Annotated in this window: 22 protein-coding genes; 8 read left to right on the forward strand and 14 right to left on the reverse strand. The window is 66.2% G+C overall.

Going from position 1 to position 22,934, the window contains the following annotated elements; translation table 11 throughout:
- Window positions 1-7 precede the first annotated feature (7 nt).
- Genes ACVCNR_RS19735 through ACVCNR_RS19760 form a run of 6 tightly spaced genes read left to right on the forward strand, consistent with a single transcriptional unit; the run spans window position 8 to window position 6,857 of the window.
- Complete coding sequence (locus ACVCNR_RS19735) at window positions 8-1,318, forward strand: NAD(P)/FAD-dependent oxidoreductase (protein WP_447076173.1); 1,311 nt, start codon at window positions 8-10, stop codon at window positions 1,316-1,318.
- Between the two features lie 29 nt (window positions 1,319-1,347).
- Window positions 1,348-2,859 carry an NAD-dependent succinate-semialdehyde dehydrogenase gene (locus ACVCNR_RS19740; protein WP_447076174.1) on the forward strand — a complete coding sequence of 504 codons (1,512 nt, stop codon included), beginning with the start codon at window positions 1,348-1,350 and terminating at the stop codon, window positions 2,857-2,859.
- A 40-nt stretch (window positions 2,860-2,899) separates the two neighbouring features.
- The gene (locus ACVCNR_RS19745; RefSeq protein ID WP_447076175.1) at window positions 2,900-3,880 is read left to right on the forward strand and encodes an ABC transporter permease; all 981 of its coding nucleotides are present in this window, start codon (window positions 2,900-2,902) and stop codon (window positions 3,878-3,880) included.
- On the forward strand, window positions 3,877-4,794 hold the full coding sequence (locus ACVCNR_RS19750) for an ABC transporter permease (protein WP_354193711.1): 918 nt from the start codon (window positions 3,877-3,879) through the stop codon (window positions 4,792-4,794). Before ACVCNR_RS19745 ends, ACVCNR_RS19750 begins: the two co-directional genes overlap by 4 nt.
- A gap of 6 nt (window positions 4,795-4,800) precedes the next feature.
- On the forward strand, window positions 4,801-5,832 hold the full coding sequence (locus ACVCNR_RS19755; protein ID WP_447076176.1) for an ABC transporter ATP-binding protein: 1,032 nt from the start codon (window positions 4,801-4,803) through the stop codon (window positions 5,830-5,832).
- Window positions 5,829-6,857, forward strand: coding sequence for an ABC transporter ATP-binding protein (locus ACVCNR_RS19760; RefSeq protein ID WP_447076177.1), 1,029 nt, complete (start codon window positions 5,829-5,831; stop codon window positions 6,855-6,857). The genes ACVCNR_RS19755 and ACVCNR_RS19760 overlap by 4 nt, the downstream gene beginning before the upstream one ends.
- Window positions 6,858-6,878: 21 nt before the next feature.
- On the opposite strand, the gene ACVCNR_RS19765 is transcribed toward ACVCNR_RS19760, so the two are convergent.
- A complete protein-coding gene (locus ACVCNR_RS19765; RefSeq protein WP_447076178.1) occupies window positions 6,879-8,183 on the reverse strand; it encodes an NAD(P)/FAD-dependent oxidoreductase in 1,305 nt (434 codons plus the stop codon).
- 24 nt (window positions 8,184-8,207) lie between these two features.
- Window positions 8,208-9,521 (reverse strand): MFS transporter, encoded by a 1,314-nt coding sequence (locus ACVCNR_RS19770; RefSeq protein WP_447076179.1) that lies wholly within the window; start codon window positions 9,519-9,521, stop codon window positions 8,208-8,210.
- Between the two features lie 162 nt (window positions 9,522-9,683).
- Here ACVCNR_RS19770 and ACVCNR_RS19775 point away from each other — a divergent pair, with 162 nt between their 5' ends.
- Both ACVCNR_RS19775 and ACVCNR_RS19780 read left to right on the forward strand, forming a co-directional pair.
- Window positions 9,684-10,625: a LysR family transcriptional regulator gene (locus tag ACVCNR_RS19775; RefSeq protein WP_447076180.1), complete on the forward strand. Its 942-nt coding sequence runs from the start codon at window positions 9,684-9,686 to the stop codon at window positions 10,623-10,625.
- Window positions 10,626-10,720: 95 nt separating this feature from the next.
- Entirely contained in the window at window positions 10,721-11,641 is a 921-nt protein-coding gene (locus ACVCNR_RS19780) for a LysR substrate-binding domain-containing protein (protein ID WP_354193707.1), read from the forward strand.
- A gap of 13 nt (window positions 11,642-11,654) precedes the next feature.
- Here ACVCNR_RS19780 and ACVCNR_RS19785 read toward each other — a convergent pair whose 3' ends face one another.
- The 12 genes from ACVCNR_RS19785 to ACVCNR_RS19840 form a co-directional block, all read right to left on the reverse strand.
- On the reverse strand, window positions 11,655-12,443 hold the full coding sequence (locus ACVCNR_RS19785) for an ABC transporter permease (protein ID WP_354193706.1): 789 nt from the start codon (window positions 12,441-12,443) through the stop codon (window positions 11,655-11,657).
- Window positions 12,444-12,449: 6 nt separating this feature from the next.
- Complete coding sequence (locus ACVCNR_RS19790) at window positions 12,450-13,334, reverse strand: ABC transporter permease (RefSeq protein WP_354193705.1); 885 nt, start codon at window positions 13,332-13,334, stop codon at window positions 12,450-12,452.
- Window positions 13,327-14,415, reverse strand: a complete 1,089-nt coding sequence (locus tag ACVCNR_RS19795) for an ABC transporter ATP-binding protein (protein WP_354193704.1) — start codon at window positions 14,413-14,415, stop codon at window positions 13,327-13,329. Before ACVCNR_RS19795 ends, ACVCNR_RS19790 begins: the two co-directional genes overlap by 8 nt.
- A gap of 2 nt (window positions 14,416-14,417) precedes the next feature.
- The gene (locus tag ACVCNR_RS19800; RefSeq protein WP_354193703.1) at window positions 14,418-15,497 is read right to left on the reverse strand and encodes an extracellular solute-binding protein; all 1,080 of its coding nucleotides are present in this window, start codon (window positions 15,495-15,497) and stop codon (window positions 14,418-14,420) included.
- A 48-nt stretch (window positions 15,498-15,545) separates the two neighbouring features.
- Window positions 15,546-16,811, reverse strand: a complete 1,266-nt coding sequence (locus tag ACVCNR_RS19805; protein WP_447076182.1) for an NAD(P)/FAD-dependent oxidoreductase — start codon at window positions 16,809-16,811, stop codon at window positions 15,546-15,548.
- A 4-nt stretch (window positions 16,812-16,815) separates the two neighbouring features.
- Window positions 16,816-17,205: a RidA family protein gene (locus tag ACVCNR_RS19810; RefSeq protein WP_447076183.1), complete on the reverse strand. Its 390-nt coding sequence runs from the start codon at window positions 17,203-17,205 to the stop codon at window positions 16,816-16,818.
- 92 nt (window positions 17,206-17,297) lie between these two features.
- Window positions 17,298-17,993, reverse strand: a complete 696-nt coding sequence (locus ACVCNR_RS19815) for a class I SAM-dependent methyltransferase (RefSeq protein WP_354193700.1) — start codon at window positions 17,991-17,993, stop codon at window positions 17,298-17,300.
- A 3-nt stretch (window positions 17,994-17,996) separates the two neighbouring features.
- Entirely contained in the window at window positions 17,997-19,247 is a 1,251-nt protein-coding gene (locus ACVCNR_RS19820) for a BtaA family protein (protein ID WP_447076184.1), read from the reverse strand.
- Window positions 19,244-20,269 (reverse strand): glycosyltransferase family 4 protein, encoded by a 1,026-nt coding sequence (locus ACVCNR_RS19825; protein ID WP_354193875.1) that lies wholly within the window; start codon window positions 20,267-20,269, stop codon window positions 19,244-19,246. The genes ACVCNR_RS19820 and ACVCNR_RS19825 overlap by 4 nt, the downstream gene beginning before the upstream one ends.
- 24 nt (window positions 20,270-20,293) lie before the next feature.
- Window positions 20,294-21,130 carry a UDP-2,3-diacylglucosamine diphosphatase gene (locus tag ACVCNR_RS19830; protein ID WP_354193698.1) on the reverse strand — a complete coding sequence of 279 codons (837 nt, stop codon included), beginning with the start codon at window positions 21,128-21,130 and terminating at the stop codon, window positions 20,294-20,296.
- 54 nt (window positions 21,131-21,184) lie between these two features.
- The gene (locus ACVCNR_RS19835; protein WP_354193697.1) at window positions 21,185-21,943 is read right to left on the reverse strand and encodes an iron ABC transporter ATP-binding protein; all 759 of its coding nucleotides are present in this window, start codon (window positions 21,941-21,943) and stop codon (window positions 21,185-21,187) included.
- Window positions 21,940-22,911 (reverse strand): iron chelate uptake ABC transporter family permease subunit, encoded by a 972-nt coding sequence (locus ACVCNR_RS19840; RefSeq protein ID WP_354193696.1) that lies wholly within the window; start codon window positions 22,909-22,911, stop codon window positions 21,940-21,942. The genes ACVCNR_RS19835 and ACVCNR_RS19840 overlap by 4 nt, the downstream gene beginning before the upstream one ends.
- Window positions 22,912-22,934: the final 23 nt, after the last annotated feature.

Consider the following 22,934-nt stretch of genomic DNA (forward strand, 5'->3'; position numbering starts at 1 on the left):
TACGACGTTGAGCTTCAACCCGCCGGTCTTCGAGGACCCCGCCAGGGACAGTTTCGAAACCTCCCTCTGGCACGAAACCGCCATCGCCATGCCCCGCTATCCGAAGCTGTCGGGTCGGCAGAAAGCCGAAGTCGTCGTCATCGGCAGCGGCTATACGGGTCTTTCCGCCGCCATCGACCTTGCCGCGCAGGGCAAGGACGTGGTCGTGCTCGACGCGCGCGAGCCGGGCTTCGGCGCCTCCGGTCGCAATGGCGGGCAGGTCATTCCCGCCTTCAAATACGATCCCGACGGCATCGCCAAGGTCTATGGCGAGGAGCTGGGCGAGGCCGTCCTGGACATGGTTTCGAAGACGGCCGACGTGGTCTTCGATCTGGTGCGCCGCTTCGACATTGCCTGCGATCCGCGGCAGACGGGCTGGATACAGGCCGCCTATGGTTCGAGCGGCATCGACAAGGTAAAGTCGCGCCACCGGCAGTGGCAGCAACGCGGCGCGCCGGTCGAGCTTCTGGAGCGGGATGAACTCGCGCGCGAGACTGGCACCGGCCTCTACCCGCTGGGCGTCCTGTTCCGCAACGGCGGTACCGTGCAGCCGCTCAGCTATGCGCGCGGCATGGCGATCGCCGCCGCGTCGATCGGTGCCCGGATTCTTGCGGATTCGTTGGTTCGGGCCATCGAGCCGGATGCATCGGGCTGGCGGGTGAGCACCGCCGACGGCTCGGTCACCGCCGCGCGGGTCATCATCGCCACCAATGGCTACAACACGCCCATCTGGCCGGGGCTGCGCGAATCCGTGGTGCCGCTCTATTCCATGCAGATCGCATCCCCGCCGCTGCCGCCGGAGCTGAGCCGGCAGGTGCTGCCCGTCGTCGAGGCGATGGCCGATACCCGCCGCCTGGTGTGGTATTTCCGCAAGGACCGCGACCACCGCTTCGTCATCGGCTCGCGCGGGCCGTTCAAGGCGCGGCCCAGCGAAAGCGATGCCCGCACCCTGGTCGAGGCGGCGTGCAAGCTGTTCCCGGCGCTGCGCGGCACTGCTTTCCCCTATCGCTGGGCCGGACGCGTGGCCATGACGACGGACCAGATCCCGCATCTGCACCAGCTCGCCCCCGGCGTGTTCGCCGCGCTTGGCTGCAACGGCCGTGGCGTCGGCATGGGAACGATGATGGGCAAGATCCTCGCCGCCGCCTCCATGGGCGCGGAACGGCAAGTGCTGCCCTATCCGGTTTCGGAGCTTCACCCCATCCCCTTCCACGCCTTCCACCGGGTTGGCGTGCACGCCATGATCACCTGTTATCGCATGCTGGACCAGTTCTCCTGAACGGCACCGCCAGCGCATTCGAGGAAGCCATGAAAAGCGCCATCGCCGAAACAAACGCCTCCGACCTGACCGCCGCCGGACTCGGCCTCGAGGATGCCGCGCTGCTGCGCGACCGCTGCTTCGTCGGCGGTCACTGGATGGAGGCCGACGACGGCCGCCGCTTCGAGATCCGCAACCCGGCCGACGGATCGCTCGTCGCCACGGTGCCGGATCTCGGTCGCGCCGAGGTTCGCCGGGCGATCGAGGCGGCCAACGCGGCCTGGCCGCAATGGCGGGCCAGCACCGGCAAGCAGCGTGCCGCGATCCTGAGGAAATGGGCCGATCTGATGGCGGCGCATCGCGAGGATCTCGCGCGCCTGCTCACCGCCGAGCAGGGCAAGCCGCTGAAGGAGGCACGCGGCGAGATCGACTATGCGATGTCATTTCTTGAATGGTTTTCCGAGGAAGCCAAGCGCATCTACGGCGACACCATTCCCGCCCCGCATGGCGACCAGCGCATCGTCGTCATCAAGCAGCCGATCGGCGTCAGCGCCGCCATCACGCCGTGGAACTTCCCCTCGGCCATGATCACCCGCAAGGCCGGCGCGGCGCTGGCCGCCGGCAGCCCCATGGTGGTCAAGCCGGCCGAGCAGACACCGCTTTCGGCGCTGGCGCTGGCCGTGCTGGCCGAGCGCGCGGGCCTGCCTGCCGGCCTGTTCAGCGTCGTCACCTCGTCCAGCCCGCAGGAGGTGGGCGGCGAACTCACCGGCAATCCGATCGTGCGCAAGGTCTCGTTCACCGGCTCCACCGCGGTCGGCAAGATCCTGATGCGGCAATGCGCCGACACGGTGAAGCGCGTCTCGCTGGAGCTGGGCGGCAACGCCCCCTTCATCGTCTTCGACGACGCCGATCTCGATGCCGCCGTCGAGGGGCTGATCGCCTCGAAATTCCGCAATGCCGGCCAGACCTGCGTGTGCGCCAACCGCATCTATGTGCAAAGCGGCATCTATGCCGATTTCGCCGCGCGGCTGGCCGCCCGGGTCAAGGCGCTGCGCGTCGGCGCGGGCATCGATCCCGAGGTCGAGCAGGGCCCGTTGATCGACGAGGGGGCGGTGCGCAAGGTGGAAGCCCATCTCGGCGACGCCCGCGCCAGGGGCGCCGCGGTGGCGGTCGGCGGCAACCGCCATGCGCTGGGCGGCACCTTCTTCGAGCCGACGGTGCTGACCGGCGTGGCCGACGACATGCTGATCGCTTCGGAGGAGACGTTCGGCCCGGTGGCGCCGCTGTTCTCGTTCGAGGAGGAGGCCGAGGTGATCGAGCGGGCGAACGCCACCCCCTTCGGCCTGTGCTCCTATTTCTACGGGCGCGACATCGGCCGCGTCTGGCGGGTCGCCGAAGCGCTGGAATCCGGGATTGTCGGTGTCAACACCGGCATCATATCGACCGACGTCGCGCCGTTCGGCGGCATCAAGCAATCCGGCCTTGGCCGCGAAGGCTCGAAATACGGCGTCGAGGACTATCTGGAGGTCAAATATATCTGCCTCGCCGGCCTGGGAGGCTGAGCTTCCGGGACGGAGACGCGGCGGCAGGGAGGAACTGCTTATGTCGAGAACGTTGATCGCGGCAGGCGGCAGGATCGCAGGCGCCGGCTTGCTGATCCTGGCCGTGGTGACGCTCAATTTCGCCCTCATCCAGCTTGCGCCGGGCGACCCGGTGGAAGCCATCGCCGGCGCGGCCGGCGGCATGAGCGAGGAGTTGCGGGCCCAGATCCGCGCCACCTACGGGCTCGATCGGAGCTTCCTCGAGCAATTGCTGGCCTATCTGAAGCAGATATTCTCCGGCAATCTTGGCTATTCCTACTACTTCAACCAGCCGGTGTCGGAGCTGATCCTGCAACGCCTGCCGGCGACCATGCTGCTGGTGCTGAGCGCGCTGGTCATCTCGGTCGGTCTCGGCGTGCTGTTCGGCGTGCTGGCGGCGCGCAAGCCGAACGGGTTGCTCAGCCAGTCGGTCACGTTCCTGTCCCTGGTGGGCTATGCCGCCCCGGTGTTCTGGACCGGCATCGTGCTGACCATCCTGTTTGCGTCCACCTTTCCGATCTTCCCGATCTCGGGCATGCGCAATGCCAGCGCGGGCGGCGGGCTGGTGGCCTCGACGCTCGACGTGCTGTGGCATCTGGTGTTGCCGGCCTCCACGCTCGGCATCGTCTATCTGGCCCAGTACAGCCGCCTGACACGTGCCAGCATGCTGGAGGTGCTGGGCGCCGACTATATCCGCACCGCCCGGGCCAAGGGCGTCGGCGAGATCACGCTGCTGGTCAAGCACGGCCTGCGCAATGCCATGCTGCCGGTCATCACCATGATCGGCATGCAGTTCGGCAACATGATCGCCGGCGCCGTGCTGGTGGAGACGGTGTTCAACTGGCCCGGCCTCGGTCGGCTCGCCTTCGATTCCATCCTGCGCCGCGACTACCCGACCATCCTGGCGATCCTCGCCTGCTCGGCCGCCATGACGATCGTCGCCAATACCCTCACCGACCTCGTCTACCAGCGCGTCGACCCACGCATGAAGGATTCCCAATGACCGATGCGCTCCGACAGCCAGCCACAACCACCGATCCCGTGGACACGACCCGGCCGCGACCGGCCAAGGCCGTGCACCCGGCGCGCGAGACGCTGATCCTTTTCGCCTCGAACCCCGCCGCACTGGCCGGGACGGTGATCCTGGCGTTCATCCTCGCCGTTTCGCTGATCGGCCCGGCGGTGATGGATGCTGATCCCTTCGCCATGGCAGGGGCGCCGATGACGCCGCCCGAACTGTTCGGCGACTACCCGCTGGGCACCGATTATCTGGGCCGCGACGTGCTGACCGGCATCGTCTATGGCGGGCGCCCTACCTTGGCCGTGGGCGCCATCGCCGCCGGTCTCAGCCTCGTCATCGGCATCGGCATCGGGGCGCTCGCCGGCTATTTCGGCGGTCTCGTCGACCAGATGCTCATGAAGCTTACCGAGTTCTTCCAGGTACTGCCGGCGCTGCTCTTCGCCATGGTGCTGGTCACGCTGTTCTCCTCGTCGCTGTGGACCGTCGCCTTCGCCATCGGCCTGGCAAGCTGGCCCTCGGTCGCGCGCCTCACCCGCGCCGAATTCAAGCGCATCAGGAAGCTGGACTACGTAACCGCCGACCGGGCCATCGGCGCCACCGACAGCCGGCTGATCTGGCTGGTGGTGCTGCCCAACGCCATGCCGCCGCTGATCGTCTCGGCGGCGTTGAGCATCGGCATTGCCATCCTGCTCTCGGCGGGCCTCAACTTCCTCGGTCTCGGCGATGCCAACACCATGACCTGGGGCCTGATGATCGGCACCAGCCGCGACTACATCCTCGACGCCTGGTGGGCGGTGACCATTCCCGGCGCGGCAATCTTCCTGACCGTACTGGCCATCAGCCTGATCGGCGACGGCCTCAACGATGCGCTCAACCCAAAACTCAGGGAAAGGTGAAGCGCCATGGAGACCCTTTCGAAGCGGATGCCCGCCGGCCAGCAAGCCGATCCGACACTCGACGTGCGCAACCTGAATGTCGCGCTGAAGGGACGCTACGGCACCATAAGAGTGCTCAACGACGTCAGTTTCTCGGTCGGCAAGGGCCAGACGCTGGGCGTGGTTGGCGAATCCGGATGCGGCAAGAGCATGACCCTGCTGGCCGTCATGCGCCTCTTGCCGGGGCAGGCCTCGATCTCGTCAGGCGCGATCCGGTTCGGCGGCGACAACCTGGCCGAGGTTTCCGAGCGACGCATGCGGCAGCTTCGCGGCGACCGCATCTCCATGATCTTCCAGGAGCCCATGACAGCGCTCAATCCCGTCCTTACGGTGGGCGAGCAAATCAGCGAGGCGTTGCGCCTGCATCTCGACATTTCCCGCAAGGCCGCGTGGGATCGTGCCGTGGAACTGCTGCAGGCCGTCCGCATTCCCGCGCCCGAGCGCCGTGTCGGCGAATATCCGCACCAGTTCTCGGGCGGCATGCGCCAGCGCGTCGTCATCGCCATGGCCGTCGCCTGCGAGCCGGACCTCATCCTCGCCGACGAGCCGACCACGGCGCTGGACGTCACCGTGCAGGCCCAGATATTTGACCAACTCCGGGAGTTGCAGCAGCGGCTGGAAGCCTCGATGGTGCTGGTCACCCACGACATGGGCGTCATCAGCGAGATGACCCAGCGCGTGGTGGTCATGTATGGCGGGATGTCGATCGAAGCGGGCGATACGGCCGAGATCATGCGCCGGCCTGCCCACCCCTACACGCAGGGCCTCATCGCCTGCCTTCCGGAGCTGGGCCGCACCTCCCGGCAGTCGGGGGTGACCTTGCCGGAAATCGCCGGCGTGGTGCCGCCGCTGCACGAGCTGGGCGCAGGCTGCCCGTTCGCCGCGCGTTGTGCTGCCGCCATGCCGCATTGCTTTACCCGCACACCGCCGACGGTCAGCCTCGGCGAGGTCCACGAAGTCGCCTGCTGGCTCTATTCGACGGAGGAGGCGGCCGCATGAGCACGTTGCTGCAGGTCCGGGACCTCAATGTCCATTTCACGCGCAGGCGGCTCAATCCCTTCGCCCCGCCCTCGAAGGTGCATGCCGTGGATGGGGTTTCCTTCGACATAAGGCGCGGACGCACGCTGGGCCTCGTCGGCGAAAGCGGATCGGGCAAGTCGACCACCGCGCTCGCGGTGATGCGGCTGGTGCAAGCCACCTCCGGCTCGATCCGGCTCGACGGGCGTGACCTCACCTCGCTCGGCGGCGCCGCACTGCGCAGGAGCCGGGCAGACTATCAGATCATCTTCCAGGACCCCTATTCCTCGCTCAACCCGCGTATGCGCATGGGCGACATCGTGCGCGCGCCGCTCGACCGGATCGGACGCGGCACGGCCACCGAGCGTGAGGAAAAAGTGTCCGAACTCCTCAAAGGCGTTGGCTTAAGGACCGACCAGAGGCAATTGTTTCCCCATCAGTTTTCGGGTGGACAGCGCCAGCGCATCAACATCGCCAGAGCGCTTGCCAGCGGGCCCAAGCTGGTCGTATGCGACGAGCCGGTCTCGGCCCTCGACGTTGCCGTGCGCGCGCAGACGCTCAATCTCCTGCGGCGCCTGCAGGACCAGATGGAGCTGACATACCTGTTCATCTCGCACGACATGGCCGTCGTCGAATATATGTGCGACGACATTGCCGTCATGTATATGGGCAAGATCGTCGAACAGGCCCCGGCCGAGGCCTTCTTCGCGCAGCCTCTTCACCCTTATAGCTGGGCGCTGATGTCTGCGGTGCCGCGCGTTTCCCACGAGCCGGCGCCGGAAAAGCGCACAGTGGTGTTGCAGGGCGATCCGCCCGATCCCGCCAATCCGCCGGCGGGCTGCCGCTTTTCCGTGCGGTGCCCGTTTGCCGAGGCTCGATGCCGGCAGGAGGAACCACCCCTGCGCAGCATCGGGCCGCAGGGCAGGCTGGTCGCCTGCCATCTGGTCAGTGAAACTGGCGTGCCGCCGCAGGCCGCCTCCCGGCCGCTTGCGGCAATCGCTGGCTGAAACCGGCGTCGCCCGATCCGTTCACCCGTGCGGGCGGGGTTTGGCGACCTCGCGAACATGCTTGCGCGTCGCCAAGGCGACGCCGATGCGCCGCAGCGGCTCGGGAGGAATCCAGGACGGCCTTGCCCATTCCAGGCAGCCGCGCAGCAGCGCGCTGTCCTGGCCCGCGATGTGTTCGGCCAGCAGCTTGCCGAGCAGCGACATCTTGATGATGCCGGAACCGTTGCAGCCGGAAACCCCGTAGAGGTCCGTGCCGACGGCGCCGAAGAACGGCGCGCCGTTGCGGGTGATGCTGACTGCCCCGGCCCAGACATATTCGAGTTCATGCGAGCGCATGTCCGGGTAGCGGGCGCGGTAGGCGTCCGTGAGCATGGTCTCGACCCCGGCATTGTCGAGTTCGCGCTCGTAGGAGAAGCCGGTGCGGATCATGTAGCGGTTGCCGCCGACTTTGCGCGTGGTCGCGCCCATGCGCTCGGCCGGCACCATGCCCCAGTCCGACATCCTGCCCAGCCCGGCCGCTTCGTCGGCGGGGAGAGCGGGCGTCAGGCCGGCATAGGTGTACATGGTGATCTGGCGGCTGCGGGCGATGCCGAAGCGGCTGAGGAAACTGTTGTTGGCGAATATCACCGTGTCGGCCTTGATCTCGCCTTGCCCGGTGATGACGGTGTGCGGCCTGCCGCGCCGCACCTCGGCCACCACGGTTTCCTCCGCTAGCACGATATTGCGCGGCAGGCTGTCGGCCAGGCCGCGCACCAGGGCGGCCGGCTGCACCAGAATGCAGTTCGGCATCCACACCGCGCTGCGATAGAAGGCGGTGCCGAGCTGGCTTTCCAGATCGGTCCGTGACAGCGTCTGGAACGAGGCGCCCACCGCCGTCAGTTGCGCGGCAAGCTCCTTCAGTTCGGCCTCGCCCTGCTCCGTCATGGCGCTCTTGTAGTTGCCGCACGGGTTCCAGCCGCAGTCGATGCCGTGGCGCAGAACCAGTTCCTCCAGCCATTTGCGGCCGGTTTGCAGGAACAGCTTCTGCCACTCGGCCTCGCGCGCATCCTTGCTGGCCTGGATCTTGGCGTAGGGCAAATCGATGAGAAAACCGGAATTCCGCCCGGCCGCCCCTTCGCCCACCGTCGAGCTTTCCAGCAGGACGACCTGCTCGTCGGGAAACAGTTCCGCCAGCCGCCGCGACGCGGCGATGCCGGCATAGCCCGCGCCGATCACCACGAAGCGCGCCTTGCGGATGTCCGAGAGCCTGCCGGACGCCGCTGGCCGTGGCGGCAGCAGCCGGTTCCAGCCGCTCGGGCGGGCATAGAGGGGGGAGACTTCACGCATCGGGGTTTCCATCGATCTTTCAGGTCATCCCAGCACAACGCCGCGGGTTTCCCGCAGGTAGAACAATGGGACCATCGAGATCAGGCAGCAGAAGATGACCAGATAGGCCGGCGCCAGCGAATCCCCGGTCACGCCGATCAGCCAGGTGGCGGTGAACTGCGCGAACCCGCCGAAGATGGCGGCGCCGATGGCCTGGGCGATGCCCATGCCGCTCGCGCGCACCCGGGCCGGGAAGTTCTCGGTGACGAGGGTGAGATTGCCCACCGCGCACATGGCGGCGAGCACGGCCAGGCCCGCCAGCATCAGCATCAGCGCCCAGGTGGGGGCCTGCATGTTCATGAGGTGGAAGCTGGGAATGGCCACGGCGATCGACAGGATGCGCGAGGCCCATGCCAGCGGCTTGCGGCCGATGCGATCGCTGAGCGAGCCGAGCAGCGGGCTTGCCAGGAAGGCCACGATGCCGCTGACCACCACGGCCGAGAGCGCGAGAGAGGCCGGCATCTTCAACTGCACCACGGCATAGGTCGGCAGGTAGATGATGAAAATATAGGACGTGATCTGCGAGCCGGCCTGGATCAGCGTCGACATCAGCGACAGCTTGAGATGGCCGCTGGCCAGATCCGCGATCGCGCTTTCGCCGCCTTCCTTTGCATGGGGATCGAGTTCGCGGGCGAAGGTTTCCTTGAGATTGCGCCGGATATACATGCCGACCGGCGCGATCAGCATGCCGATCACGAAGGGCACCCGCCACCCCCAGGACTCCAGCGACACCGTGTCGAGAAGCTCCGTCAGGCTGAAGGAGATCAGCGCGGCCACGAGGATGGCCAGGCCCTGGCTGGCCATCTGCCAGCTTATGAAGAAACCGCGCTGATGGACCGGAGCGGCCTCGGCCAGCATCGAGGTCGAGGCACCGACCTCGCCGCCGGCCGAGAAGCCCTGGAGGATACGTCCGGCCACGATCAGCGCCGGCGCCAGCACGCCGATCTGTGCATAGGTGGGCGCGAAAGCGATGATGCCGGTGCCAAGCGCCATCAGCCCCAGCGTCAGCGACATCGCCGCCTTGCGGCCGCGGCGGTCCGCATAGGCGCCCAGCACGATGCTGCCCAGCGGGCGGAAGAAGAAGCCGACGCCGAATGTGGCGAGCGAAGCCAGCATGGAGCCGATTTCGCTGCCGATCGGGAAGAAGGCCTTGCCGATGGCCGCGGCAAAGAAGCTGTAGATCAGGAAATCGTAGAACTCGAGCGCGTTGCCCAGGGTGACGGCCGCCACGACACGCCGCTTCGACATGACGTTGCCTGGCGCGCGGGCGATGCTGCCCGCACTGATGGTGCTTTCCACGATTTTCCTCCTGGGTCGCTCGCGGCGGAACTGGTCCGACCGTGGCGCTCATGCTCCTCCGGCGAGGTTTCCAACAAGGTTGGGCCTCGGCAGCGATTGTCATATTGCAGGCCCTTGTTGTCCAATGCATTGTTATATGAATTTCAATGCAGAGAATGCATCATGAACTTGAGGCATCTTCACCACGTCGTGGCCCTGGCCGACACACTGAACTTCCGCAAGGCGGCGGAACAGGTTCATCTGAGCCAGCCTGCCTTCAGCCGCAGCATCGCCGCCTTCGAGCAGGAGATCGGCCTGCGCATTTTCGATCGCGACGGCAGCACCGTCGCGCCGACCTCCGTCGGCCAGTTGCTGGTGCTGCGCGCCAGACGGCTGCTGCTGGACGCCGGCAGCCTGTCCAGCGAGCTGAAGCTGATCCGCACCGCGGAACTCGGCGAAGTGATCTTCGGCGCCGGTCCCTACCCCGCCGCCTCTATCGTGGCGCCGGCCCTGCGCGCCTTCCACGCGCGCCATCCGAGAATATCGATCCGGGTGGAGGTCAAGAACTGGATGCAATTGCTTGAAATGCTTCATGAAGGACAGATCGACTTCTTCATCGCCGACAGCCGGGCCCTGCCCGCTGACGAGCATATCGACGTGACCCCACTGGGAGGCTTGCCGATCGGCTTCTTCTGCCGCCCGGATCATCCGCTGCAACCTCTCTCGTCCGGTCCCCGCGAGGTGGCGACGCAAGACCTGCTCGCCTATCCGCTGGCCTCGGTCAGGATGCCCGATATCGGCCGGCGCGAACTCGCCGCCTCGCTCGGCCTGCCTCCGGCCACGCCCCTCCCGCTGCAGATCGAATGCGACGACATCACGTTGCTCAAGCAACTGGTGCCCGGCGCCGACATCGTGCTGATCTGCGCCAACATGCTTGTCGCGCGCGAGATCGCGGCCGGTGACATGGTGCGGCTGCCGATCCCCAATCTCGCGCCGGCCTACGGCAACTGGGGCATCGTCAAGCTGGCGGGCCGGACGCTGTCGCCTGCCGCGCGGATCATGGTCGATCAGCTCTGCGGGATCATGGTGGAGATGGCGGGCGGGAGACCGGCCGGCGGACCGTAGCCGCTGCGGGACAGTCCGCAAGGCAACCCTGTTTTCCTTTCCCCGCCGAAGCCTCTATACCGATGGCAGGGGACCCGGCAGAGGCGAGGACATCATTGGCGGCCATCAATTTTCGACATCTGGAGGCGATACGTGCCCTCATCCTGTCCGGGTCGGTCACCGGCGCGGCCACCCGGCTGAACGTCACGCAACCGGCCGTGAGCCACCTGATCCGCGACGCGGAGGAACGGCTGGGCTTCGCGCTGTTCAACCGGGAGCTGGGGCGCCTCTCGCCCACCCGGAAGGCCGAACTGATCCTGGAAATGTTCGAGCGCTCCCTGTCGGGGCTGGAGGCACTCAACGACTATTGCGCTCAGCTCAAGCAGTCGGAGCATCGGCAGGTGGTGATCTCAACGATCCCGAGCTTTGCCGCCGCGGTGCTGCCGCAGATCATCAGGACCTATCGGGACGAGATCGGCCCCGACTTCTTCCTCATCAAGTCGGCCAACACCGAGATGGGTATTGCGTCGGTGCGCTACAATTCGTCCGACCTGGCGTTCGGGGTGAACCTCGACCCCGTGCCGGGCGTGGAATGCGCCACCGTCCACAACTCGCGGGCGCTCTGTTACCTGCCGCCGGGCCACCCGCTCGGCGAAAAGACGGTGATCACGCCGCAGGATCTGGCAGGGCTGCCGATGATCACCCTGTCACGCATGGAAGGCATCGCGCAGTCGATCGCGTCGCGGATACCCGATCATGGCGAGGCGGTGGTGGAATGCCCGGCGGCGATCACCGTCCTGGCGCTGGTCGAGGCCGGGATCGGCTACACGCTGCTCGATCCGATGACGGCCTCCGTATTCCGTTCCGACCGTGTGGTGCTGCGCCAGTTCTCCGAGAACATCCCATTCGACCACAGGATCTACTGGTCGACCTCGAAGCCCATGAGCTTCGATCTGGACAAGGTAATCGCCCTGGCGCGGGACTTTACCGCCGATGCGGTCGGCCGGACCCTGGCAAGGGTTCCGGCTGCCGGCTGAACGGCGGACGCCGTCAGCCGGCCGAGCGGCGCGCGACCAGCCTCTTCACCGCTGCATCCGCCAGCAGCACCAGAACGGTGATGCCGATCAGGAAGGCGCTGACGGCGGCGATGGTCGGCTCCACCTCCATGCGTAGGCTGTTCCAGATGCGCACCGGCAGGGTCTCGGAAGCGACGCCTGACAGGAACAGCGCGATGACCAGCTCGTCGAAGGAGGCGAGGAAGCTGAACAGCGCCGACGACATCAGGGCCGGCAGGACCAGCGGCAGCACGATCCTGCGGAAGACGGTGAGCCGGTCGGCGCCGAGGCTGAGCGCGGCCCTTTCCAGATTGATGTCGACGCCCTGCAGGGCGGACATCAGGATCAGCACCACGATGGGAACCGCCACCACGGAATGGCCGACGGCGATCCACAGCCGCACGCCCACCAGCCCGAGCGGCACCGAGGCGAAGTAGAGCGCGATCGCCGTGATGATGTGCGGCACGATCAGCGGCAGCAGCACGAAGGACAGCATGAGCTGCTTGGCCGGGATGCGGCCGCGCACGAAGGCGTAGGCGCCGAGGAAGCCGAGCACCGTGGAGATGGCGCAGGTCGCACCCGCGATGGTGAGGCTGGCGAACAGGGCGGAGCGCCAGCCGTCATCGCCGAAGAACTTGGCGTACCATTGCAGCGACACCGACGAAGGCGGGAAGGACAGGAAGCGGTCCCCCGAGAAGGACAGGATCACCACGATGACGATGGGCGCCACCAAAGCGGCGCACAGCACGCCGGCGATGCCCTTGACGATTGTGTCTGCGCGCATGGCGGCCTACCCCATCATCTTCTGCAGGTTGGAAAACCGGTAATAGACCGCATAGAGCACCAGCGTGATCGCCAGCAGGAACAGCGACATGATCGAGGCCAGCGGCCAGTTCAGCGTCAGCTCCACCTCGCGCTCGATCAGCATGGCGATCATCATGTCCTGCGGTCCGCCCATCAGGGCCGGGGTGATGAAGAAGCCGATGGACAGGATGAAGACGATCAGGCAGCCCGAGAACACGCCGTGCAGGGTCAGCGGCAGGTAGATGCGCCGGAACGTATAGAAGCCGCTGGCGCCGAGGCTGCGGGCCGCGTGCAGCAGCCGGTCGTCGATGCTCTTCATCGAGGCGTAGAGGGTCAGCACCAGATAGGGCAGCAGCACATAGGTCATGCCGATGACGACGCCGCTGGTGTTGTACATCAATTGCAGCGGGGACGAGATCAGGCCCAGTTGCAGCAGCACCTCGTTGACGAGGCCGTTGCGGCCGAGGATCACCATCCACGAATAGGTCCGCACGATGATGGAGGTGAAATAGGGCAGCACGATGCAGATGACCATCAAGGTCAAGGCAAGGCCGCGCGAGCGCGACATGGCGTAGGCGATCGGATAGGCGATCACCAGCGCAACCAGGGTCACGACCAGCGAGATCCAGTTGGTCTTGATGATGGCGTCGCGGATGGTGGAGGAAAACAGCACCGACTGGATGGCCCGCATCACCTCCGGCAGGCTCTGTCCCGTCTCGCGCAGCGAATTGAAGAAGAACCAGAGCGTCGGCGCCACGAAGACGAGGAGCAGCAGCACCAGCAAAGGCAGCAGCAGGAAGCCGGGATCGACGGCCTTTCGCCGTTTTGCTCCGACTTTCCGGCCCCGGGACATCACGGCAGCGTCAACCATGGCGGAACATCAGGCTGTCGGCGGCGTTCCAGGCCGCGACCACCGCCTCGCCCCGGCGGAAAAGCTCCTGCCCGGCGCTGTTCTGAAGGTCCACGGTCAGCGAAGCGCCGTCGCCGATATCGACATTGTAGCGCACGACATTGCCGAGGAACGAGATGCGCGAGACGGTTCCGGGAAGGACGTTCTCCACCTCGGCGGGATCGTTCCGTTCGCGCAGCAGGGATATCTTCTCGGGCCGCACGAAATGGCCGGCCGGCTCGCGGATGGAGCTGTCGCTGAACGTTCTGGAGGCGCGCAGGCGCCGGCCCGTCGAGGTCTCCAGCATACCTTCCGCGCCGTCATGTAGGCGGCCGCCGATGAGGTTCGCCTCGCCGAGGAAATTGCCGGCGAAGATCGAGCCCGGCTCCTCGTAGACCCGCTTCGGTTCGCCGAGCTGTTCGATCCTGCCGCCGTTCATGATGACGATGACATCCGACATGTTCATCGCCTCCTCCTGGTCGTGGGTGACGTAGACCACCGTCATGCCGAGCCGCTGCTGGATCTCCTTGATCTCGACCTGCATCTGGTAGCGCAGGTTCTTGTCGAGCGCGCCCAGCGGCTCGTCCATCAGCACCACGGGCGGGTGGAAAACGACGGCGCGGGCCAGCGCCACGCGCTGCTGCTGGCCGCCGGACAGCGCCCCCGGCAGGCGTTTCTCGAAACCGGACAGGCGTACGACATCGAGCGCCCAGGCGACGCGTTCGGCGATCTCCGCCGCAGGCAGTTTCCTGACCCTGAGCGGAAATGCGATGTTCTCGGCAACGGAAAGATGCGGGAACAGCGCGTAGTTCTGGAACACCACGCCAAGGTTGCGATGCTGCGCCGGCAGGCCGACGACATCCTGCCCATTGATCAGGATCGACCCGGCGGTCGCCTCGACGAAACCGGCGATCATCATCAGCGTCGTCGTCTTGCCCGAGCCGCTGGGCCCGAGCAGGGATACGAACTCGCCCGAACCGATGTTCAGCGACACGTCCGAGACGACGGTCTGCCGGCCATAGTCCTTGCGCAGCCCTTCCAGCCGGATCGATCCTCCCTGCATGCTCAACCTCCCAGGACCCAGGTGGACCACTTCTGGCTGACGGCCTGGCGGTTGTCCGCCCACCATTCGGCATCGAGGACGAAGCCCTTGTCGGCAAGCTCGGGCGAGCCCGGCGTGCGCGACAGCATCTCCTTCGGCAACTGGTCGTAGGCCTTTTGATGGACAGGACCCGCATTCCAGCGCTTGCAGAACTCCGCCTGCACCTCGGGACTGACGCAGAAGTCCACGAACTTGACGGCTGCTTCGCGATTGCGGGCATCCTTGAAGATCGAATAGGCCTGCACCATCATCATATGCTGGTTCCACTGGATGGCCAGCGGCGCGCCGTCCTGAATAATATTGGCGATGCGCGTGTGCCAGACCGAGCCGAGATCGACCTCGCCGTCGGCCAACATCTGGCTGGACAGGGCGCCCGTATCCCAGAACTTCCTGATTGCCGGGCGCACGCGCGAGAGGGAGGCGAAGGCCCGGTCGATGTCGAGCGGATAGAGCTTGTCCATCGGCACGCCATCCGCGATCAGTGCGAATTCGAGGTTCGCCGTTCCGCTGGCGATGTCGGCCAGCATCCTGTCGCCGGGGAACTTCTCGATGTCCCAGAAGTCGTTCCACGACTGGGGCTCCTTGCCGGTCGGAAACGCCTTGGTGCTGTAGCCGAGCACGGATGCATAGATGAAGTTGCCGACGAGATAGTCGCGCTTGAATTCCGGCTTCAGGTCGTCGGGGTTCGTGAACTGGAAATCGCCATAGGGAATGTCCAGCAGCGCGCCCAGCTTGTGCAACTGAACCAGCGGGTCGTCGCCGGTGTCGATGACGTCGAGTTCGACATTGCCCGACCGGAACATGGCCAGCAGCTTCGCGGTGGTCGCCGCCACGGGCACCACCTTGATGCCGGTCATCTTCTCGAAGGGACCGTAGATCACCTCACGGCGGATGTCGTCATAGGCGCCGCCCGGTGTGCGCACGATGACCTGCTGGGCGGCAAGGGCGCGCGGTATGAACAGATAGGGCGCGGCCAGCGTCGCGCCGGCGGCGGTCAGGAAATGCCTGCGGTCCAGGCCTGTGGTTCTGCGTTTCGAAGACATCGATGTTCCTCCCATTGATGACTGTCGTCTGATTTGCGGACCTGAGAGCTAGAATCTCCCAAGCCGGTAGGGGTCGGCGTCGATCGCCGTCTTGTTGCCGAGCACCTTCTGGGCGACGACGAGGCCGGTCGTCGAGGCCGCCGTCATGCCGAAATGGCCGTGCCCGCAGGCAATGCAGATGCCGGGCTGGCCGGGCACCGTGTCGATGATCGGCAGGCTGTCGGGCGTCGAGGGACGGAACCCCATCCACATCGTATAGCGTTCGCCCTTCAGCGACGGAAACAGCCGCCTGGCATGTTCCAGAAGAATATCGGCGCGCTTCAGGTTCGGCGGCTTGTCCAGACCGGCAAGCTCGACGGTGCCGGCGATCCTTATGCCGTTTTCCAGCGGCGTCGCGCCGAAGCCGCGGCTCTTGTCGAGCACCGGCACGCGCAGGTCGACGGACGGGCCGTGCACCATCACGTGGTAGCCGCGTTCGGTGTCGAGCGCCAGCTTCACGCCAAGCGGCGCCAGCAGCGCGCGCGACCATGCGCCGGCCGAGACCACCACCTTGCCGAAGACATCGTCGTCCAGGTTGGTGACCAGCCTGACGCGGCCGCCGCCCTCTGGCGCGATCCGCATCACCCGCTCCTGGCGGAAGCGGCCGCCCTCCTCCAGAAAGCATTGCAGCAGCGTATCCACCAGCCGGCGCGGGCTCACCGTATAGCCGTTGCGCGGGAAGAACAGCCCGCCCTTGGCCTCGGGCGAGATGTCGGGAACGAGCTGGCGCAGCTCATGCTGCTGCAGCTCCTCCACCTTCACCTTGTTCTGTTCCCAGATCTTGCGGACGGTGCGGCCGGCCTCGGTGTCGGGGCCGCCGTTCCAGAGCTGCACCTGGCCGGACAGGCGGAAAAGATCGTTGAAGCGTTCGCTGCCAAGCAGATCGAGATAATGGTCGAAGGAATCGCGATGCATGGCGTTGAGCGCCTGTGCGGCCAGCAGCGCCCGGCCGGGTGTGCCGGCCCGCAGGAAGCGATACAGCCATGGGAACATGCGCGGCAGATAGGACGGATCGATTGTCAGCGGGCCGAGCGGATCGGCGAGCCAGCGCGGCACGTTGACGACCATGCCGGGCATCGGCCCCGGCACGCAGCTGTCGATGCTGATGAGGCCCGCATTGCCGAAGGACGCGCCGGCGGCGGCCCCGCCCGCGTCGTAGACGGTGACATCGAGCCCCGCGCGCCGAAGATGAAGCGCGCTGCACAGGCCGATGATGCCGGCGCCGATAACCGCTACGCCGGCTCCTTCCGCGTCGGGGACCAGGGAGCGCGCCATGGCCTCAGGCCGCCGGACCGACATGCCCATGCACGACCATCTCGACGCGCATGCCCGACACCAGAAGCTCCTTCACCACCACGGTGGCGCGGTTCGGATAAGGGTCCTTGAAGAACTCCTTGTAGACCTCGTTCATGCCCTCGGCATCGGTGCCCTCGACCAGATAGACGAGCACCTGGACCACGTCGGCCAGCGAGCCGCCGGCGGCCTTCATCACCTTGACGAGGTTGGACAGGCACTGGCGCGTCTGCTCGCGGATATCGCCCTGCGCGAGAACCTCTCCCGATCCGGGATCGCGCGGGATCTGGACGGTGTAGACTTTGCCGCCCGCCCTGACCGCGTTGGAAACCGGTCCCTTGTTCCTGGGCAGACCCCAATCGACCACCTCAAACATGCGCCAACCTCGGAATTCATTGCTGTCCGAGGAAACTAGCGGCCGCGCTCATCGTTGAAAAATGAGAATAAGTGCAGCGCTATAAGCTGAGTTCATGGGTGGGGACCGGCACCTTTCGCCAGCGGCTTGCGGATGATCGCGAGCCAGGAAAAGCCGCGATGCAGGCTTAGCGCCTCGCTCGATCCGCCAAGGGTGGCGGCGATGCCGGCGGCGGCTTCGAACAGGTCGGGGCGCGGCGTGACATGATACCAGCGCAGCCAGCCCTGCATGGCCTTTCTCGTCCATGCCGGCAGGGCGGCCATGTTGCCGAAATCGGCGATGTGAAGCTCGCCGCCGGGCGACAGAAGCTGCGCGGCCCCTTCCATCGCCCGCCGCCATTGCGGGATCATCGACACCGCGTAGGAAATGAAGATGCGGTCGTAGCCATGGCCGTTCCAGCCGCCGAAGCTGCGGTGCGGATCGAAGGCGATAGCGTCGGCAAGGGCGAGACGGACTTTGTCCTGCAAGCCGGCGCGCGCCACGGCGCCGCCGGCCGCGGCCAGCATCTCGCCGGAAATGTCGATGCCGTGGAACCGTACCTGCGGCCAGGCCCGCGCGGCCTTCACCAGATTGCGGCCGGTGCCGCAGCCGATCTCCAGAACCGTGCCGCCGGGCGGCGGGGCAAGCCCGGCCAGCATGGGATCGCGCCCCAGCAGATAATATTTGCGGGTCGCGTCATAGAAGCCGAACCGCCGTTGCAGGCGGTAGACGCGGTCCATCAACGCGCCGTGGTCGAGGCTTGCCGTCATCGCTCAATCCTTCAGAACCAGCAGATGGAAGCCGCCATAGATGGAGGAGCGGTCGCGCGCATGCAGCGCCAGCGACTGCTCGCGCCGGTAGTGCCAGCGCGCCAGCAGCGACGGTGCGAGCCGGCCTTCCAGAAGGTTGGCTTCGGCGGCGGTGCGAAAGATGACGCGCGCGCCGGGTGCTGCGGTGCGGGTGATCTCGCGCCACAGGGCGTCGAGCTGTGCATCGCTCATCCAGTCCTGCGCGTCGAGCAGTACGACGCGGTCGACCGATGCAGAAGGTTTCGCCGCCAGCAATTCGGTGATCGAGACGTTCTCGACGCTGAAGCGGGCGGCGCGGACGCGCAGGGCCTCGAAGTTATCGCGCCGCAAATAGGGCGGCAGCGGCGCCTGCTCGCCCCTGCCATAGCCACGCCCGAAGGCCTGCCAGGCGAAATAGTTCTCCGACAGCGGGAAGTCGCAGGCCAGCCGTTCCAGCCGCTGGCGCAGCACCCCGGCCATGCCGGCGCCACCGGCAAGCACCTCATATTGCTGCGGGGGAATGCCAAGTCCGAACAGCGACGACTTTCGGCTGGTCATCCAGCGCACGAGGCGCTTGTCGAACAGCGGCGCGATCCTGGTGTCGAAGACAAGGCGCTGCTCGTCACGGCTGCGCGCCTCGAGCAGGATGCGCGGATCGACGCCGTAGAGCCGCGCCACGCGATGCCCCCAGCCGATGAAGTGACCGAGCAACCCGTGGCGGTAGAGATGGCGACGAAACATGGAGATGCGCCGGCGCCCGGTGAGCGTGCGGCCCTCCCAATAGGCGCGGCTGGCCTCGTCCAGCGCCGGGCGGATGAAACGCCGGTAGTCCGCGACGTTCTGCGGATCGTCGGCCATCGCATAGAAGCGGTGAAAGCTCTCGTAGGAAGGCAGCGTCTGCAACGCGGCCAGCTTCAGCCGGTTGAAGGCGACATGGGCCGGGTTGAGGTCCACGGCCTCGACGCGGCCGGGATCGGCCAGCAGATAGGACAGCGCGTTGCAGCCGCCCGAGGCGATGGTGACGACGGTGTGCCCCGGCCCGATCGCCAGCGCTTCCATGTCGATCTCCGGGTCTTCCCAGATCTGGGCATAGACCAGCTTCTGGAACAGCCCGGCAAAGATATATTCGGCAAGCCCTTCGCGGGTCAGCGGCGCGTTGCGGCGCACCGCCTCGCGCAACCGTCTTCTCGGATTTTTTGGGGCCGGGTTTTCGTTGCGTGCCAGTACGGTGCTCATGCCGCGCTCCATCTGGGGCCATGGTCGGGGATCGCCGTGGTGATATGGGTGAGGAACTGGCCGGCGCATTCATCCCAGTCATAGGCGCCGGCCCGCGCCCGCGCCGCCTGGCGCGGAACGGCGAGCGCGGCAAGCGCTGCCTGGCGCAGGTCCTCATCCAGCACGCCGCCGCCCCCGGCCAAGATGTCGAGCGGACCGGTGACCGGATAGGCCGCGACCGGCGTGCCGGAAGCCAGCGCCTCGACGATGACGTTGCCGAAGGTGTCGGTGCGGCTGGGGAAGACGAAGACATTGGCCGAGGCGTAGATGGCGGCAAGCTCCTCGCCGCGCTTCACGCCCATGAACACGGCATCAGGATAGCGCGCCTTGAGTTCCGGCAGGGCCGGCCCGTCGCCCACCACGAGCTTGGTGCCGGGCAGGTCGAGGTCGAGGAAGGCCGGCAGGTTCTTCTCCACCGCCACCCGACCGACGCACAGGAAGACCGGGCCGTTCAGGCCGAGGTCGATCCGGCGATCCGGGTGGAAGCGGTCGAGATCCACTCCGCGCGACCACAGCCGGATATTGGCAAAGCCGCGCTGCGCCAGTTCCGCGCCCAGCGACGGTGTTGCCACCATCATGGCGTTGCCGGCATTGTGGAAACGGCGCAGCCAGCGATAGGTCCACTCTTCCGGCACCGGCAGGCGGGCGCTCAGGAACTCGGGGAAGCGCGTGTGATAGCTGGTGGTGAAGGGCAGCCCCCGGGCGAGGCACACCCGCCGGGCCAGAATGCCGAGCGGACCTTCGGTGGCGATGTGGATGCGGTCGGCCCGTGCCGCCTCGATGCGCTGCGCGACCTTCGCGGGCGTGGCCAGCGCCATGCGGATCTCGGCGTAGCCGGGCATCGGCACCGTGCGGAAGCCCTCGGGTGTGAGGAACACGGTCTCCACCCCCATGCCGTCGAGCGACTGCGCCAGCCGCTCCAGCGTCATCACCACGCCGTTGACCTGTGGCCGCCAGGCATCGGTGACGATGAGGATGCGCATGTCGGTGCTCACACGGGTCTCTGATCAGGCGGCGTGGCGCGAGGGCAGGCGCACCGCCGGCACCCGGCCGGCATTGAGCACGGCACTGAAATGCGCCCAGTGGATCAGCTCCATGCGGCCGTCCTCGTGCTCGACGACGGCCGTGCAGCTTTCCACCCAGTCGCCGGTGTTGATGTAGGTGAAGCCGTCGAAGTCGCGGATCGCGGCGCTGTGGATATGGCCGCAGATCACGCCATCGACATTGTGGCGCTCGGCCTCTGTGGCCAGCGTCTCCTCGAAATTGCCGATATAGTTGACGGCGTTCTTGACCTTGGCCTTGGCCCATGCCGACAGCGACCAGTAGGTGAAGCCGAGCTTGCGGCGGATAATGTTGATGCGGGTGGAAAGCGCCAGCGCGATCACATAGGCCCAGTCGCCGAGGAAGGCGAGCCATCTGGCATGACGCACCACCATGTCGAAGGCGTCGCCATGGATGACCAGATAGCGCCGGCCGTCGGCAGCGTCGTGGACGATGCTGTCGCGTACCTCGATACCGCCGAAATGGATGCCGCAGAACTCGCGCAGGAACTCGTCATGGTTGCCCGGCACATAGACGATGCGCGCGCCCTTGCGCCCCTGGCGCAGCAGCTTCTGCACAACGTCGTTGTGGGTCTGGGGCCAATACCATGAAGACCGCAACCGCCAGCCGTCGACGATATCGCCGACCAGATAAATGGTGTCGGCTTCATGCTGCTTCAGGAATTCCAGAAGCGCTTCGGCCTGCGCGCCCTTGGTGCCGAGGTGCAGGTCCGAGATGAACAGGGTGCGGAAGCGTCGTGGCTGCTGCATGGCTGAAGAATCGCCCTGATGCTGCTTTGTCATGCCCGCTTTCAACACGATGCGATGACAGCGGAATGACACTCCGCGGCGGCCCCGTCATTCATAGAACAGGCAGATGCGGCGGCCGTTGATTTCGTGCACCTCGATGTCGGTGTCGTAGATGTCGCGCAGCACCTGCGGGCGCAGCACATGGTCCACGGTGCCGGCGACGAGCAGCTTGCCGGCCCGCAGCGCCACCAGCGCATCCGAGTAGCAGGCGGCGAAGTTGATGTCGTGCAGGACAAGCACGACCGTCTTGCCGAGATCGGCAGCGGCCGAGCGTAATATCTTCATCATCGCCCGGGCGTTTTTCATGTCGAGGTTGTTCAGGGGCTCGTCGAGAAGCACATAGTCCGTGTCCTGGCACAGCACCGTCGCCACGAAGGCGCGCTGGCGCTGGCCGCCGGAAAGCTCGTCCAGATAGCGATCCGCCAGGGTCGCGAGGTCGAGATAGTCGATGGCGCGGTCGATATGCGCCTTGTCCTCGAGCGTGGGACGGCCCTTCGAATAAGGGTAGCGACCGAAGGTCACCAGGTCCCGGACGGTCAGCCGCGAGGTCAAATGGTTGTCCTGGCGCAGGATCGACAGCCGCCGGGCCAGTTGCTCCGACGGCGTCGTCGTCACATCGAGCCCGTCGACGGTGACCGTGCCCTTGTCCATGGCCAGAAGCCGGCTGACCAGCGACAGGAAGGTGGATTTTCCGGCGCCGTTGGGGCCGATGATCGAGGTGATGCCGCGGGCCGGAATGGTCACCGATACATCGTTGACGACAAACGTTTCGCCATAGGACTTGCTGACATTCGACGCGACGATCACCGGGCACCTCGGCGGATGACGAACAGGATGAAGGCGATGCCGCCGACGAATTCGATGATGACGCTGAGTGCCGTGTCGAACGCGAAGACCCGCTCCAGGATTGCCTGGCCGCCGACGAGGCAAATGACAGCCAGAAGCACGGCGGCTGGCAGCAGGTGGCGATGCCTTGAAGAGCCCACCAGCACATGCGCGAGGTTGGCCACCAGGAGGCCGAAGAACGTCACCGGGCCGACGAGCGCCGTCGACACCGACACCAGAACCGCCACCATGGCCAGCACTGCCGAGACGGTACGCCTGTAGTCCAGTCCGAGATTCACCGCCATCGGCCGTCCCAGCGCAAGCACGTCGAGGCGGTTGGTCATGCGGGTGAGCACGACCAGGCTGGCCACCATGATGAGGGCGGACACCGACAGCAGCGTCCTGTCGACGGTGTTGAAGCTGGCAAACAGCGCATCTTGCAGCGCCTGGAACTCATTGGGGTCCAGAACCCGCTGCATGAAACCTGCCAGGCTGCGGAAGAACACGCCGAAGATGATACCCGCAAGGGCCAGCAGATGCAGGCTGCGTTCCTCGCCGGCGAACAGCCAGCGGAACAGCAGGCCGGAAAACACCACCATGGCGGCGATCTGGCCCATGAACAGCAGGTTCGCATCGAGCGTCGTGGCGGCTGCCGCGCCGATGAAGAAGACCAGCCCCGTCTGGATGAGCACATACAACGCGTCGAAGCCCATGATCGACGGCGTCAGGATGCGGTTCCCGGTCACGGTCTGGAACAGCACCGTGGAAGTGGCGATGGCGTAGGCCACGAGGATCAGGCCGGCGAGCTTCAGGCCGCGGAATTTCAGCACGAAGGCCCAGCTTCCTTTCGCCCCCACCACCATGAAGCAACCGACCGCGACAAGCGCCAGCACGCCAAGCGCGATCAGCACCACGCGCGGCCGCACCTGCGGGTGGAGGATGGCCGCCATGTGCAAGCCTCCCCGTGCTTCGG

Source organism: Aquamicrobium terrae (assembly GCF_052978165.1).